The sequence below is a fragment of the Brevundimonas sp. DS20 genome (assembly GCF_001310255.1).
In the GTDB taxonomy this organism is placed as follows: domain Bacteria; phylum Pseudomonadota; class Alphaproteobacteria; order Caulobacterales; family Caulobacteraceae; genus Brevundimonas; species Brevundimonas aurantiaca.
In genome coordinates, this window is record NZ_CP012897.1 from 459,989 (window position 1) to 473,959 (window position 13,971).

The 13,971-nt window shown below is 68.7% G+C and carries 13 protein-coding genes; 5 read left to right on the top strand and 8 right to left on the bottom strand.

The genetic code is table 11. The features are described 5' to 3' along the window. Positions 1–18: 18 nt before the first annotated feature. A complete protein-coding gene (locus JL11_RS02250) occupies positions 19–2,916 on the bottom strand; it encodes an SEL1-like repeat protein (protein WP_231681371.1) in 2,898 nt (965 codons plus the stop codon). A gap of 214 nt (positions 2,917–3,130) precedes the next feature. Between JL11_RS02250 and JL11_RS02255 the strand changes: the two genes are divergently transcribed. Further along, positions 3,131–3,343: a hypothetical protein gene (locus JL11_RS02255; RefSeq protein WP_054764223.1), complete on the top strand. Its 213-nt coding sequence runs from the start codon at positions 3,131–3,133 to the stop codon at positions 3,341–3,343. A 70-nt stretch (positions 3,344–3,413) separates the two neighbouring features. Next, positions 3,414–3,914, top strand: coding sequence for a pyridoxamine 5'-phosphate oxidase family protein (locus tag JL11_RS02260; RefSeq protein ID WP_054764224.1), 501 nt, complete (start codon positions 3,414–3,416; stop codon positions 3,912–3,914). A 46-nt stretch (positions 3,915–3,960) separates the two neighbouring features. On the opposite strand, the gene argF is transcribed toward JL11_RS02260, so the two are convergent. The 4 genes from argF to JL11_RS02280 all read right to left on the bottom strand — a co-directional run bounded on the left by argF (position 3,961) and on the right by JL11_RS02280 (position 8,100). Beyond that, positions 3,961–4,875 (bottom strand): ornithine carbamoyltransferase, encoded by a 915-nt coding sequence (gene argF, locus JL11_RS02265; RefSeq protein WP_054764225.1) that lies wholly within the window; start codon positions 4,873–4,875, stop codon positions 3,961–3,963. 144 nt (positions 4,876–5,019) lie between these two features. Then, on the bottom strand, positions 5,020–6,213 hold the full coding sequence (locus JL11_RS02270) for an aspartate aminotransferase family protein (protein WP_257720138.1): 1,194 nt from the start codon (positions 6,211–6,213) through the stop codon (positions 5,020–5,022). A 121-nt stretch (positions 6,214–6,334) separates the two neighbouring features. Further along, positions 6,335–7,228: a M28 family metallopeptidase gene (locus tag JL11_RS02275; RefSeq protein WP_054764226.1), complete on the bottom strand. Its 894-nt coding sequence runs from the start codon at positions 7,226–7,228 to the stop codon at positions 6,335–6,337. A 38-nt stretch (positions 7,229–7,266) separates the two neighbouring features. Next, positions 7,267–8,100, bottom strand: coding sequence for an ABC transporter permease (locus tag JL11_RS02280; protein WP_054764227.1), 834 nt, complete (start codon positions 8,098–8,100; stop codon positions 7,267–7,269). A 310-nt stretch (positions 8,101–8,410) separates the two neighbouring features. Between JL11_RS02280 and gcrA the strand changes: the two genes are divergently transcribed. After that, positions 8,411–8,947, top strand: coding sequence for a cell cycle sigma 70 cofactor GcrA (gcrA, locus tag JL11_RS02285; protein WP_054764228.1), 537 nt, complete (start codon positions 8,411–8,413; stop codon positions 8,945–8,947). A 249-nt stretch (positions 8,948–9,196) separates the two neighbouring features. On the opposite strand, the gene apaG is transcribed toward gcrA, so the two are convergent. Continuing rightward, on the bottom strand, positions 9,197–9,604 hold the full coding sequence (gene apaG, locus JL11_RS02290; RefSeq protein WP_054764229.1) for a Co2+/Mg2+ efflux protein ApaG: 408 nt from the start codon (positions 9,602–9,604) through the stop codon (positions 9,197–9,199). A gap of 81 nt (positions 9,605–9,685) precedes the next feature. On the opposite strand from apaG, the gene JL11_RS02295 reads away from it, so the two are divergent. Beyond that, complete coding sequence (locus JL11_RS02295) at positions 9,686–10,711, top strand: 2'-deoxycytidine 5'-triphosphate deaminase (protein WP_054764230.1); 1,026 nt, start codon at positions 9,686–9,688, stop codon at positions 10,709–10,711. An 87-nt stretch (positions 10,712–10,798) separates the two neighbouring features. On the opposite strand, the gene JL11_RS02300 is transcribed toward JL11_RS02295, so the two are convergent. Both JL11_RS02300 and JL11_RS02305 read right to left on the bottom strand, forming a co-directional pair. Further along, on the bottom strand, positions 10,799–12,091 hold the full coding sequence (locus tag JL11_RS02300) for an MFS transporter (protein ID WP_442320090.1): 1,293 nt from the start codon (positions 12,089–12,091) through the stop codon (positions 10,799–10,801). Further along, positions 12,088–12,564, bottom strand: a complete 477-nt coding sequence (locus tag JL11_RS02305; RefSeq protein ID WP_054764231.1) for a cupin domain-containing protein — start codon at positions 12,562–12,564, stop codon at positions 12,088–12,090. The genes JL11_RS02300 and JL11_RS02305 overlap by 4 nt, the downstream gene beginning before the upstream one ends. Positions 12,565–12,606: 42 nt before the next feature. Between JL11_RS02305 and dapE the strand changes: the two genes are divergently transcribed. Next, positions 12,607–13,794, top strand: a complete 1,188-nt coding sequence (dapE, locus tag JL11_RS02310; protein WP_054764232.1) for a succinyl-diaminopimelate desuccinylase — start codon at positions 12,607–12,609, stop codon at positions 13,792–13,794. Positions 13,795–13,971: the final 177 nt, after the last annotated feature.

Here is a 13,971-nt window from a genome sequence, read left to right on the forward strand (position 1 = left end):
TTGATCCGAAACCCGGCCTCAGCCCGTCAGCTTGGCGGACTGCTGCGACACAAAGGCCTCGGCGGCGGTGCGGGCGGCGCGCTGGGCCGTGGCGCTGGCGGTCGGGCGCAGACGGTTCACCGCAGCCTGAGCCTCGCTGTCGCCGCCGCGCGCGGCGATCATGTACCACTTCAGCGCCTCGGTCAGATTCTTGGCCACCCCGTCGGCGCCCGTCTCATAGATGCGCGCGACATTATACTGGCTGTCCGGCAGGCCGTGTTCGGCCGCCTTCACCAGCCAGATCAGGCCTTCCGCCTGATTGGCCGCTCCGCCGTCGCCTTCATACAGCTGCATGCCGTAAAGGTGCATGCCGCGCGGATCGCCGTTCTCGGCCGCGCGACGGCCCCAACGGCGGCTCTCGACCGGATCGGCCGCGACTCCGTCCGCCCCGGCCAGATAGAGCTGTCCCAGATAGGTCTGGGCCGGGGCGTAGCCGAGGTTGGCCGCCTTCTTCAAGGCTTCGACGCCTTCCGGATCGCCGCTCTCGATCTGTTCCACGGCGCGGTCATAGGCCTCCGCCCCCGCCTCGGCGGTCGGAACGGCGTCGGCGGGCGTCACCGCCATGGCGAGAGGCGGGGCCGCCGGCTCGGCCGTCGCCGGCGCCGCCTCCCGCCCCGGCAGGCCGGGCAGGTTGATGTCAGGCAGGCCCGAACCGTCGGCCAGGCTGAGCGAAGCATAGGCGCCGCCCGTCAAAGCCACCGCCGTCACCGAGGCCAGAAAGGCCTTCTTGACGGTCGAACCGTCGCGGGCGGCCTGTTTGTCCAGACGTTCCTGCAGCTTGGACTTGCCGCCGCGTTTCGGCGCCAGGCCGAACCCCTGGCGCGGCGCCTCGACCGGGGTCGGGACGGTCATGGCGGCGCGGGCGGCGTTGATGGTCGAGCGGGTCGAGGAGGCCCGGCCCGCCGCCGCGGCGGCGCCCATGGAGGCGCGCAGACGCCGGGGATCGACGAACTCCGTCTCGCCGCCGAAATCATCCTCGCGTGCGGATACCTCCAGGTCGGGGGTCTCCGCCGAAGCCGGAGCCGCAAAGGCCGAGGTCGCAGCCGGGGCCGTGGCGTCCAGCGCATCCTCGACATCGGCCCCGCCGAAGCCGCCAAACGGCTGAATGACCGGCGCGGCCTCGACCACAGGCGCGGGCTCGGGCGCAGGCGTGACGGGTTCAGGCTCGGGTTCGGGCGTCGCCGGGGCGGCGGCGAAGGACGAGGGGAAGGGCGCCGCCTTGGGCGTCGCCGCCGCATCGCTGGACCAGTCGTCGCCGTCGTCGAAGGAGTCGTCGGGGAAGACGGCCGCGCGCCAGTCCGGCTCCACCGGGGCGGAGACGGCGGCCTGGGCCGTCCGCGCCGCTACGGCGCGGGGCCTGGGCTCGGCCTCGGGAATGTCCCATCCCCCCGCCTCGACCGCGATGTCGGCGGTCGGCGCGGCCCGGTCTTCAAAGGCGGGACGGTCGGCGGAACCGGCTTGGCGAGCGTTGATGCTCTCGCGGGCTTCCGCCAGCAGGCGGGCCGTGCGCTCCTCGCTCAGCCGCATCCGCTCGGCCAGTTCGCCCGAGGCGCGGTCGTAACGCTGCTCGATCTTCTCGGAGCTTTCCGACAGACGCCGCGCGATGTCGTCCAGCGCCTGCTGCGAGCGACGCTCGGACTGGACGATCCGGTCGCTGAGCTGATCGGAGATGCGGGTGATCTCGCCGCCCAGCTTCTCCAGCGCCAGGGCGTGGCGGTCCTCTGTCGCGGTCAGCCTCTGTTCGACCCGATCGACATGGCGGGCGAAGGTCTGATCGACCTGGGCCGAATGGCGCGCCAGGTCTTCGTCCACCTTGCGGCTGACGGCGCGGGTCACGGCCTCGGCCTGATCGGCGCCCGCCCGTTCGGCGGCCTGCATCCGCGCATTCAGGTTCTGGGCGATCTTCAGGACTTCGCGGCCCATGGCCTCCAGCCCGTGGGCGCCCTTGCGCTCGGACGCCTGGACCTGGTCGTTGACGGCCTGAACCGCCCGTTCGATCCGGTCGATCCGGGCGCCCGTCTCGGCGGCGTCGAGCCGCTGCATCATCTCGGCGCGGTTGCTGTCGATCTGACGCGACAGGGTCTCGGCCAGTTTTTCGAACCGGGCGGCGTCGCGGGCCCCTTCCGGCTCGACCCGGCCCTCGGCGGCGCGCAGCCTCTGATCCAGATCGGCGAAGGACCGTTCCAGCGCCTTCAGGGCCTCGGTAGTGCGGCTTTGCGCCTGGTCCAGACGCGCCCCGACCTGGGCCAGAAGATCCGAGCCGGCGCCGGGTCCGGCGGCCTTTTCGACCGCCTCCATCCGCTGGCGCAGATCCGCCACGCCGGCGCGTTGACGCTCTTCGATGTCGTACAGCCGCCCCGCCAGGGCGCCGATGGACTGTTCGACCTTGCCGAAGCTCTCCTGAACCTGAGGACCGGTGTCCCGTTCGAAGGCGCGCAGACGGCGGTGCCCTTCGCGCAGCTCCTCGGCGATGTCGTCAATGCGCCGGGCCTGCCCTTTGGTCTGGGCGTCATGACCGTCCAGGCGACGCACCAGGCCGGCGACGGCCTGATCGACCCCCTGGATGGCGACGGTCGAACGGCGCTCGGCCGCCTCCAGCCGGGCGGCCAGGGCGTCGATCGAGGCGCTGACCCTCTGCCATTTCTCGTCCGACGGCTCATAGGCGTCGTCCAGACGGCGGGCGCGATGGCGGCGGTCATAGGTGTCGGCGACAGGACCGCGGCGCGGAAGCGTGGCGTAGCCCTCTTCCTCGTCGTCCATGATCATGGAGTTCAGCCACTCGCCCAGGGTCATGCCTGAACGGCGCGCAAGATCCTTGGCGACCTCGCGGGCTTTCGGGTCGATGCCCTTAACACTCCAAGGCGCGGCTGCGCTCACTGATTCGGCTCCCGACCCATGCGGCAAGGCTATAACGCCAATATCGAGGGTGTAAACGTGTGGTTAACCGCAAGATGTTGCGGCCTCTCTCCAGCCTGTGGAAATCTCGCCGCACCCTGTGTTTCTGGGCCGATCAGGGTTAACGTCGCCTTAAGATTAAGACTTCGGCAAGACTTCCCTTGCGCAACCGACCGGGCTTGGGCAGGTGCAGCCGATGGACCTGAACGCCACACTGATCCTGCTGGTCGCCGCCCTGGCGGTCATGGTCTTCGCCGGCTGGCGGGGCGCCCAGCCGCCCAATCCGTTCAAGGGGCCGCGAATGACGCCCTGGCGGTTCATCATGCTGGGCGCCGCGGCCCTGGCCCTGCTCTTGCTGATTCATCTGGCGACCCTGTTCGGCGCCGAACGCGCGCCCTGGACTCCCTGAGCCGTCCCCCGTTAGGAACCCGATCCGAGCCCGACCATTGTCTCCGCGACCCCAAAAGGAGACGCACGACATGGCCGACACCCTGACCCCTGCCCAGGCCGAGAAGGAATTCTGGGACAGTCTGAAGGACTCCAACACCGGCATGCTGGGCCTGGACCAGGCCGGCTACCACCATCAGCCGATGACCGGCTTCGGCGAGCCAAAGACCGGGACCATCTGGTTCTTCAGTCGCGACGACACCGATTTCGCCCGTGACGTGGCCGTGGGCGGTCAGGCCGGCATGTTCTGCTACCAGGCCAAGGACCAGAAGGTTCAGGCCTGCATCCACGGCGCCCTGTCGATCGACCAGGACCGCGCCCGGATCGACAAATACTGGAACCCGGTCGTGGCCGCCTGGTACCCGGACGGCAAGGACGACCCCCACCTGACCCTGATCCGCTTTGACGCCGAGGACGGTCGGGTCTGGGTGTCGGACAAGGGCGGCGTGGGCTTCGGCTACCAGATCCTGAAGGCCAATCTGACCAAGACCCAGCCGGACGTCGGCGGCGTGTCGGACGTGAACCTGAGCTAGGATAGAGGAAGCGGGGCCGAGGTATTCACCCCGGCCCCTTTTTGCATCAGCCTGCGAAACACCAGGCCAGCACCGCCTTCTGGGCATGGATGCGGTTCTCCGCCTCGTCCCAGACCAGGGAACGGGGGCCGTCGATGACGGCGTCGGTCACTTCCTCGCCTCGGTGCGCGGGCAGGCAGTGCAGGAAGACCGCATTCGGATCAGCCAGGTCCATCAGGGCCTCGTCCACCGTATAGGGCTCGAAGGCCGCCAGGCGGGCCTCATAGTCCTGATCGCCCATAGAGACCCAGGTGTCGGTGACCACGACGTCGGCGCCCTTGACCGCCTCGCGCGGATCGCTGGTCAGGGTCACGGCGGCCCCGCCCTTTTCCAGGTCGCGCAGGTCGGGATGGTATTCGGCCGGACAGGCGACGTTCAGGTGGAAGCCGAACTTGGGTGCCGCATGCATGAAGCTGTGGCAGACATTGTTGCCGTCGCCGACCCAGGCGACGGTCTTGCCCGCGACCGGGCCGCAATGTTCCTCGATCGTCTGCAGATCGGCCAGGATCTGGCACGGGTGCGACCGGTCGGTCAGGCCGTTGATCACCGGCACGGTCGAAACCCGGGCGAAGCGTTCGACGTCCTCATGCCGATTGGCGCGGATCATCACCGCATCGACCATGCGCGACAGGACGCGGGCCGTGTCCTCAACGGGTTCCCCCCGGCCCAGCTGCATGTCCGAGGCGGTGGCGATGATGGAGGCGCCGCCCAGCTGGCGGATGGCCGCGTCGAAGCTGAACCGGGTGCGGGTCGAGTTCTTCTCGAAAATCATCGCCAGGACGCGGTCCTTGGCCGGGGCGTCGGCGTCGGGACGCCCCTGGGGCCAGCCCTTGCGGGCGGCCTTTCGGGCGTGGGCGTCGTCCAGAATGGCGCGCAGGTCGGCGGCGTCCAACTGATGGATGTCGAGGAAGTGCCGGGCCATTGCCTAACTCCGCTCATCCCCGCGAAAGCGGGGACCTAGTGCTTTGGGCGACGGGCGCCCGATGTCTGTTACATCCGCCGGTCCAGGCGCTTTCGCGTAAAAGGCCTGGGTCCCCGCTTTCGCGGGGATGAGCGGTTTTGAGGATCAGGCGGCCCACTTCTCGCGGGCGGCCTCGCAGGCGGCTTCGAACCGGGTGATCAGTTCGCGGGCCTCGTTGAGCGTCAGGTTCAGCGGCGGCAGCAGGCGCACGCAGTTGTCGCCGCCCCCGGCGATCAGCAGCTGTTGCGTGTCGCGCGCCAAGGCCATGAACTCGCGATTGTTCGGGACCAGCTTGACCCCGATCAGCAGCCCCTTGCCGCGGACGTCGACGATGACGTCCGGGAAGCGGGACTGAAGCCCGGCCAGCTGCTGCTTCAGATAGCCGGCGATCTCATTGACGTTGTTCAGGATCTCGGGCGTGTTGATCAGGGACAGGGCCTTGCCGCCCACGGCCATGGCGAGCGGATTGCCGCCGAAGGTCGAGCCGTGCACCCCGACCGTCATGCCCGAGGCGGCCTCGGCCGTGGCCAGGCAGGCGCCGATGGGGAAGCCGCCGCCCAGGGCCTTGGCCACCGCCATGATGTCGGGCGACATGCCGGCCCATTCGTGGGCCCACAGCTTGCCGGTCCGGCCCACGCCGCACTGGACCTCGTCGAAGATGATCAGGACGCCGTGCTGGTCGCACAGCTCACGCAGTCCGCGCAGGCACTGTTCCGGCATGGCGCGGCAGCCGCCCTCGCCCTGGACCGGCTCGACGATGACGGCCGCCGTGGTCGGATTGGCGACGGCCGCCTTGATGGCTTCGTGGTCGCCCCACTTCAGCTGGTGAAAGCCCTGCATGGCGGGGCCGAAGCCCTCGGTATAGCTGGGGTTGGCGGCGGCGTTGATGGCGCCGTAGGTGCGGCCGTGGAAGGAGCCGTCGAAGCCGTAGATGTCGATCCGCTCGGGATGGCCCTTGGCCGAATGATATTTGCGCGCCGTCTTCAGGGCGCACTCGACCGCTTCCGTGCCCGAGTTGGTGAAGAAGACCACGTCGGCGAAGCTCGATTCGCACAGGGCGTCGGCCAGGGCCTCCTGGCCCGGAATGCGGAAGATGTTGGACACGTGCCACAGCTTCTCGGCCTGGTCCTTGACCGCCTGGACCAGTTCGGGATGGGCGTGGCCCAGGCCGTTGGTCGAGATGCCGGCGACGCAGTCGAGATATTCGGTCCCGTCGGTCGACCACAGGCGAGCGCCTCGGCCGCGTTCCACTTCCAGCGGCGCGCGATTGTAGACACCCATCAGATGGTTCGTGGACACGGGACTAAGACCTCCAAAAGCGATACGGCCCCGACGCGAGGCGCGACGGAGCCGGTTTCATAGGGACAGGCGTTGTCGGACGGGCGACAGTGTTAGTCAACACCGGCGCCATGGGCTTTCGTCAGGGCGCCGTCCGGTCCAGCCGCAGGGTCAGGTCGGCGATGAAGCGGCCGAAGCGGGCCACGTCCTCGCCGTTCAGATAGGACAGCTTGTCCTCGGTCGAGTGGATGCGCTGGAAGACCGGCGGGACGAAGCCCTCCTTCAGGCCGTTGTCCTCGCCGCCGTTGAAGGCCAGCCACATCTGGTGGGCGCCGACGGCGTCCTGGGTTCCCAGCGAGACTACGGGCACGCCGGCCGCTGAGAAGACCCGGTCGTCGCTGGGCGGATAGACGGGAAAGGCGATGCAGTTGACGCCCTGTTCCGCGCACTGGCTGCGCAGGGCGGTCAGGACGAAGCCCGACGGGGCGCCGTTGTTCTCGCCGTACATGACGGTGCGGCCGTAGGCGGCGACGTCGGCGTTGATCACGGCGTGGATGCGGCTCTTGTCGTGGCTCTCCAGCCAGGCCTTGGCGCCGATCAGGCCCAGCTCCTCCTGGTCGGTCAGGACGAAGATCAGCCGGTGGCCGGTGGTCTGGCCCTTCAGCGCCTTCATCGCCTCGATCATGGCCAGGACCGAGCCCGCGTTGTCGACGATCCCCTGGGACATCGACCCGTCGCGCAGCTTCACGGCGTCATAGTGGGCGGTCAGGACGATGTCCTTGGGGCCGTCGCCCAGGGTGACGACAACGTTCGAGCCGGCCATCGGCCCGGTGCGTTGATTGCCGCCGTCGAAGGCCTGAATCTGGTGCGGCAGACCGGCGGCCGTCAGCTGATCGACGATGACGGCCATGCGCTCGGCGTTCGTCGGTTTGACGAAGGCGGCGGCGGCCGACTGGATCGCGGCGCCGAAGTCTTGGGCGGCGGCCGGAAGGGCGACAAGAAGCGCCGCAGCGGCGACGAGCGAACGGAACAGCATGGCGGACCTCCCCAGGGTGATCCGCCAGAGTTAGCGGGCTAGCTCTTCAGGCGCCAGCCCGAACGGAACACCAGCCAGCAGATCGTCCCCATGATAACCATCAGCACGGCCGATCCGATCACGCCGACCGTCAGATTGCTCTCGGCATGGCCGATGAAGCCGTAACGGAAACCGTCGATCAGATAGAAGAAGGGGTTGTAGCGGCTGATCGTGCGGAAGGGTTCGGGCAGGTTCTCGACCAGATAGAAGGTGCCCGAGAGGAAGGTCATCGGCATGACGATGAAGTTCTGGACCGCCGCCAGGTGATCGAACTTCTCGCTCCACAGGCCCGCCAGCACCCCGGTCATCCCCATGATGAAGCTGGCCGCGAGCGCGAACCAGACGATGGCCAGCACATTGGCGACCCCGAGCGGCGCGAACGGCAGGACGCACAGGGCCGTGACCAGACCGACCACCGCGCCCCTCGTCGCCGCGCCCAGGGTAAAGCCCAGGGTCAGCTCCAGCGGGCTGAGCGGCGGGGTCAGGAAGTCGGTGGCCGTGCCCATGATCTTGGCCTGGATCAGGCTGGACGAGGCGTTGGCGAAGGCGTTGTTCAGCATGGCCATCATGATCAGGCCGGGCGCCACGAACAGGGCGAAGGGCGTGCCGTGCAGCGGCGGCCGGGCGTCCTGAAGCGCGACCACGAAGACCAGCATATAGAGCAGGGTCGTCACCACCGGCGCAGCCACCGTCTGGGCCCCCACCTTCCAGAACCGCCGCACCTCGCGCAGATACAGGGTCTGCACCCCGATCCAGTTGATCCCCGGATAGCGCCGCGGCTGCGGCAGTCCGGACGGGCGGGTGGCGATCAGGTCGGGCGTGGTCTCGGTCATGAGCCGCCAGATGCGCTTTGCGCCCTTGCTGCGCAAGGGAGTGGCGAGTGGTTAGTGGCGAGTGGCGAGTAGGCGCGGGCCTCGGAGTGCGCACCACAGCCGACCGAGGGGCTCAGAGACCGCGGCAGACCCCACTCGCCACTCGCCACTCGCCACTCGCCACTCCGGCGATTCAACATCTGGTTTCTGTGGACAGTGCGATTCGCACATATTGCGTCTGTTAACGGCTGGTTTACGATTAGTGGTAGGTCAAGACCCCAGAGGGGGAGCCTGAACCTAGATATTGAATCCAAACTCGCTGGAGGGTGGCATGACCGCAGGCTGGACTGACGACCGCGTAGGCGCGCTGAAGAAGCTCTGGCTGGAAGGCCAATCCGCGAGCCAGATCGCCAAACAACTGGGCGGCGGGGTCACCCGCAACGCCGTGATCGGCAAGGTGCACCGTCTGGGCCTGTCGGGCCGGGCCGCCCCGTCCCAGCCGGCCCGCACCGCCGCGACCTTCCGCACCGCCCGCCCGCGCCCTGCGGCCCCGGCCGCGACGGCGGCCGCCCAGCCGGCCGCGCCGCGCCGCCTGGAAGTGGTCCAGCCCAAGGCGGTTCAACCGGCCGCTCCGGCGCCCGCCCCGATCCCGGACCTGCCCGGCACGGCCACGGTCATGACCCTGGGCGCCCATATGTGCAAATGGCCGATCGGGGATCCGTCGTCGCGCGAGTTCAGCTTCTGCGGCCGCCGCGCCTCGGAAGGCGTCTATTGCGTCGAACACGCCCGCGTCGCCTACCAGCCCCAGGTCAAGCGCGGCAAGGACGGCTCGTCCGACCTGGCCCGCAGCCTGCGCCGCTACATTTAAGGGCGACATGTTTGGAGGCGCTACCGCGCTTCGCGCTACTTGAGCGCCGCGCGGCAGCGGCGCTCTGCGCTCAAGTCCTGAGCGACCGCGTCGCGAACATAGCGCACTAAAATGAAGCGGGTCATGCCCGCGTCACAGATGCTCCTTATGGAGCCGACCTCCCCCTCGCCGGTCGCGCAAGCGGCCGGCGAGCCTCTAGGGGGCGGGGCTGCGGTTCATCCGGGTTGACGCAGCCCCATCCGCTTTCGCTCAGTTCAACACCCGTCTTGCACCGGGCGTATCCAGCGAGAAGGCCGGGATATCCACCTCGAAACTGCGCCCCTCCGCGTCGGTCATATAATAGGCTCCGACCATGGACCCGCTGTCGGTCGGCAGGGGACAACCCGAGGCGTAGGCATAGCTGCCGCCCGGCTCGATCACCGGCTGTTCGCCCACCACGCCCGGGCCGCGCACCTCCTCGACATGGCCGTGGCCGTCGGTGATGGTCCAGCGGCGCGCCATCAGCTGGACCGTCGTCCCGCTCAGGTTCACGATCTCGACCTGATAGGCCCAGACCCAGCGACCCTCGTCCGGGTCCGACTGGCCCGCCAGATAGGAGGGCCGGACCCGGATCAGTATGCCGTTCGTTTCGGCGGTATAGGCAGGACCATCGTGCATGGGCTATATGCTCGCCCCGCCGCGCGCGGGCCGCAAGCGCGACTTGGCGACAGGTCGCGAAAACCGTGTGAGACTGACGCCATGAGTTCCTTCCAAGCGCCCCGTCCCGGCATCCTGCCCGCCCAGTCCATCGAGACCCTGATCGCCGCCGGCGCCATCACGTCCGACACCCCCTTCGATCATGACCAGGTCCAGCCCGCCAGCCTGGACCTGCGCCTGTCGGACCAGGCCTGGCGCGTGCGCGCCTCCTTCCTGCCCGGCCGGCGCAAGGTCGAGGAACGGATCGCCGACGTGGCCATGCACCGGATCGTGATCACCGACGCCGGGGTCGTGCTGGAAAAGGGCTGCGTCTATATCGTGCGCCTTCAGGAGCGGCTGAACCTGCCCAAGGGCCTGATCGCCCGGGCCAATCCCAAGTCCTCGACCGGCCGGGTGGACGTCTTCGTGCGCCTGCTGACCGACCAGGGTGCCAGTTTCGACGATGTGGCCGAGGGCTATGACGGCCCCCTCTATATGGAGGTCGCGCCCCAGACCTTCTCCATCCTGGTGCGACCCGGCACCCGGCTGAACCAACTCAGGCTGAAGGCCGGCGATCCGCCCAAGCTGGAGACCCGCTCGGTCGGCGTTGATCTGCAGGGCGGCGACATCGTCGGCTTCCGCGGGCGCCGCCACGCCGGGGTGGTGGATCTGGACCATATCGACGGCCACGACCCGCGCGACTTCTGGGAGCCGCTGACCCTGCGTCGCGGCGAACTGCTGCTGGATCCGGGCGAGTTCTACATCCTGGCCTCGTCAGACGACGTCGAAATTCCGGTCGATCAGGCCGCCGAAATGACCCCCATCGACCCGTCGGTAGGCGAGTTCCGCGTCCACTACGCCGGCTTCTTCGACCCTGGCTTCGGCACGGATGAGGCGCACGGCGCCGGCTCCAAGGGGGTGCTGGAGGTCCGCACCCACGACACCCCCTTCCTCCTGGAACACGGCCAGATCGTCGCCCGCCTGGTCTATGAGCCCCTGACGGAGCGCCCCGTGCGCCTATATGGCGAGAGCGGCAGCCACTATCAGAACCAGGGCCTGAAGCTGTCGAAGCATTTCAGGGGGTGGTGATTAAGGGAGTGGTTAGTGGCGAGTGGCGAGTGGCGAGCCAGCCCCGCCTCTCTGGCCACTCGTCACTCGTCACTCGCCACTAACCCCTCACGTCAGCCGATCCGCCTTCCTCAGTCCCGGGAACATCGCCGACCAGGCGCCGGTCGCAGCCAGCGCGCCGAAGCCGCCGAACACCGCCGCCCCGACCGCGCCCAACATGCGGACCATGACGCCGGAATAGGCCTCGCCCAGTTCGTTCGAGGCGCCGATGAACAGCATGGAGACCGACGAGACCCGCCCGCGCATATGGTCGGGCGTGGCCAGCTGGATCAGGGTCTGGCGCACATTGACGCTGATCATGTCCGCCGCCCCGCCGATCAGCAGGGCCAGGCCGGACAGCCAGACGATCTTGGACAGGCCGAAGGTCAGGGTGCACAGGCCGAACACCGCCACGGCCGAGAACATCCAGCGCCCGCCGTTCCGTCGGATCGGGAAGCGGCTCAGATAGATGGCCATGCCCATGGCCCCGACGCCGAAGGCCGCGCGCAGCAGGCCGAAGCCCTGGGGTCCGACATGAAGGATGTCGCGGGCGAAGATCGGCGTCAGAAGCGCCACCCCCGCCAGCAGGACCACGACCAGGTCCAGCGAAATGGCGCCGAGCACGATCTTGGTCTTCCACACATAGGCCAGCCCCTCCTTGACCGCGTCGATCGGCGACAGCGGATTGGCTTGGGGCGCCGGCTTGCCGCTGGTGCGGATCAGGATGAAGGCGGCGACGGCCAAGAGGAACATCCCCAGCGACACCGCATAGGCCAGGGGCACATTGACGCCCACGATCACCCCGCCCAGGGCCGGACCGGCGATGGCCCCGGTCTGGAAGGCGATGGACTGGGCGGCGATGGCGGGCGGCAGGGCCTTGCGCCCCACCACCATCGGCAGGAAGGCCTGGCTGGCCGGCGCCAGGAAGGCGCGCGCGGCGCCGAACAGGGCCGCGACCGCCAGCAGCCCCCACAGGGGCGGGTTTCCGTGCAGGGCCATGGCCAGAAAGGAGCCGGCGCAGGCCGCCTCGACCAGGATGGAAATCCAGACGGTGCGTTTCCGGTCGCGCCGGTCGGCCATGGCCCCGGCCGGCAGGGTGAAGGCCAGAAGCGGCAGGAACTGACACAGGCCGACCAGGCCCAGATAGAGACTGGCCTGTTCGATCGGATGATCGCGCCGGGCGATCTCATAGACCTGCCACAACAGGGCCGAGGACTGGATCTGGATGGCCAGAACCGCGACCACGCGCCCGAACCACAGAAGGCGGAAATCGCGGATGCCCCAGGGACTGTCGGGGCCCTCGGGCGGAGGCGGCGGAACCGGCGGGGCGGCGGGGGCGGTGTCGAGGGTTTCGGTGCTCACGTGCGTCTGGGGAACTTCGGATAGGGCGAACCGTCGCGGTGGAAATAGCGGTCCGCGCCCGCGGGCAGGACCATGTCGATGTCGGGGTAGTCGCAAGGGGTGACGGTCGGGCTGCGCGTGCCGACCTCGAGCAGAACCGCGTCACGACCGGATCGGTTCTCGATCCGGTGGCCGTTGGGGACGCCGGCCTTGAAGCCGGCGCAGTCGCCGGGGCGCAGAACCGTCTCGCCGTCCTCCTCGACCAGGACGACCTCGCCCTCGACCACCATGACGAACTCGTCTTCGGCCTCGTGCCAGTGGCGCTGGCTGGACCAGGCGCCGTCGGGCAGGCGCAGCAGGTTGACGCCGAACTGGGTCAGGCCCGCCGCATCGCCCAGCTTCCAGCGGCGGCGCGACAGACAGGGGCCGGCGAACGCGTCCGGATAGGTCGTGCCGTCGCCTCTGGGCGCGCTGTCGATGTCGATCTTGGGCATGGGCCTTCTCCCCGTTGCGCGATGTCCCTAAAGCATAGGCGCATGAGCCGCGCATCAACTCCTGTGATCGATCCTGTCGAACTGACCCGCGACCTGATCCGTATTCCGTCCGTCACCCCCGCAGACGAGGGGGCCATGGACGTGCTGGAACGCCATCTGACGGCCCTGGGCTTCCACTGTCGCCGCCTGGCCTTCGAGGGACCGGGGGGCGAAGGGGTCCATGCGCGGATCGAGAACCTGTACGCCCGGCGCGGAACCGCCTCGCCCAACCTGTGCTTCGCCGGCCATACGGACGTGGTGCCGACCGGTCCGTCCGATCAGTGGTCGGCCCAGCCCTTCAACGCCGAGGTCAGGGACGGTCTGCTGTACGGCCGGGGCGCGGTGGACATGAAGGGCGGGATCGCCGCCTGGGTCGCCGCCGTGTCCCAGGTGCTGGCGGAAGGTGAGCCGAAGGGCTCCCTCTCCTTCCTGATCACCGGGGACGAGGAAGGCCCGGCGCTGCACGGCACCAAACGGGTGGTCGAGACCCTGGCGGCCGAGGGCGAGGTGATCGACGCCTGTATCGTGGGCGAGCCCTCGTCGTCGCAGCACCTGGGCGACATGATCAAGGTCGGGCGGCGCGGCTCGCTGAACAGCTGGATCACGGTCACGGGCAAACAGGGCCACGTCGCCTATCCCGAACGGGCGGCCAATCCGGCCCCGGTGATCGCCCGGCTGATGAGCCGGCTGAACGACCATGTGCTGGATCAGGGCTACGAGAACTTCCCGCCGTCGAACCTGGAGATCACCACGATCGACATCGGCAATCCGGCGACCAACATCATTCCGGCCGAGGCCAGGGCGCGGCTGAACATCCGCTTCAACCCCAGCCATACGGGCGATGCCTTGATCGGCTGGCTGAACCGCGAGGCCGGCGCCATCCAGGCCGAGACCGGGCTGCAGATCACCCTGGACCACCTGTGTTCGGGGGAGGCCTTTCTGACCGAGCCCGGCGCCTTCGTCAGCGCCGTGCAGGACGCCGTCGAGGCCGAACTGGGCCGCCGCCCCGAAGCCTCCACCACCGGCGGCACCTCCGACGCCCGCTTCATCCGCGCCCTGTGCCCGGTGCTGGAGCTAGGCCTGGTCGGCCAGACCATGCACCAGATCGACGAACGGGTGCCCACGGCGGAGGTGGAGGCGCTGACGGCTGTGTATCGCCGGGTGATCGAGACGGTGTTCGAGCGGTTGTAGTCATATCCGTCTCCTCCCCGCTCTGCGGGGAGGGATCGCGAAGCGGTGGAGGGGCCTGTCCGCCGCACCGAGTTCGGATCAAGAACCCCTCCGTCACGGCGCTGAAGAAGCGCCGCGCCACCTCCCCGCGAGGCGGGGAGGAGACGACGAACCCATTCCGCTTGTGCAACGACCATC

Coding starts and splice junctions, on each gene's coding strand:
- JL11_RS02295 (WP_054764230.1), top strand. CDS start 9,686: ATGAGTTCCTTCCAAGCGCCCCGTCCCGGCATCCTGCCCGCCCAGTCC.
- JL11_RS02280 (WP_054764227.1), bottom strand. CDS start 8,100: ATGACCGAGACCACGCCCGACCTGATCGCCACCCGCCCGTCCGGACTG.
- apaG (WP_054764229.1), bottom strand. CDS start 9,604: ATGCACGATGGTCCTGCCTATACCGCCGAAACGAACGGCATACTGATC.
- JL11_RS02305 (WP_054764231.1), bottom strand. CDS start 12,564: ATGCCCAAGATCGACATCGACAGCGCGCCCAGAGGCGACGGCACGACC.
- argF (WP_054764225.1), bottom strand. CDS start 4,875: ATGGCCCGGCACTTCCTCGACATCCATCAGTTGGACGCCGCCGACCTG.
- JL11_RS02275 (WP_054764226.1), bottom strand. CDS start 7,228: ATGCTGTTCCGTTCGCTCGTCGCCGCTGCGGCGCTTCTTGTCGCCCTT.
- JL11_RS02260 (WP_054764224.1), top strand. CDS start 3,414: ATGGCCGACACCCTGACCCCTGCCCAGGCCGAGAAGGAATTCTGGGAC.
- dapE (WP_054764232.1), top strand. CDS start 12,607: ATGAGCCGCGCATCAACTCCTGTGATCGATCCTGTCGAACTGACCCGC.
- gcrA (WP_054764228.1), top strand. CDS start 8,411: ATGACCGCAGGCTGGACTGACGACCGCGTAGGCGCGCTGAAGAAGCTC.
- JL11_RS02255 (WP_054764223.1), top strand. CDS start 3,131: ATGGACCTGAACGCCACACTGATCCTGCTGGTCGCCGCCCTGGCGGTC.